At 45.4% G+C, this 284-nt stretch carries 1 pseudogene; it reads left to right on the top strand.

The window, feature by feature from the left end:
* Window positions 1-229 (top strand): annotated as a pseudogene (locus AOA62_RS31890) (ThuA domain-containing protein); the annotation flags it as partial.
* Window positions 230-284: the final 55 nt, after the last annotated feature.

Raw genomic sequence — 284 nt, 5'->3', positions numbered from 1 at the left:
GCCAAATACGTTCCCACTAAAGGATGAGCAATATTTTGTTCACTGTGATGTAAACGCGACGGAGGTGGATCTCTGGAGCACTGGTGTGGATGGTGATTCACTTGCTGGCTGGAAGCATTCCTTTGGAAACGGAAAAGTTTGCTGCTTCACACCAGCTCATACAGAAGAAGCTATGCTTGATAAGAACGTTTCTAGCTTGCTTGCTGAAAAAATAAAGTGGTTGTTGTAAACGTGGGGACGGTTCTTGCGTTTTCGCTTTGAGCGAAAACACAAGAACCGTCCCT

The sequence above is a fragment of the Pseudomonas sp. 2995-3 genome, from assembly GCF_002742565.1.
GTDB lineage: Bacteria > Pseudomonadota > Gammaproteobacteria > Pseudomonadales > Pseudomonadaceae > Aquipseudomonas > Aquipseudomonas edaphica.
Note: the sequence above shows the minus strand (reverse complement) of the source record. Positions and strands in the feature narration are given on the sequence as shown.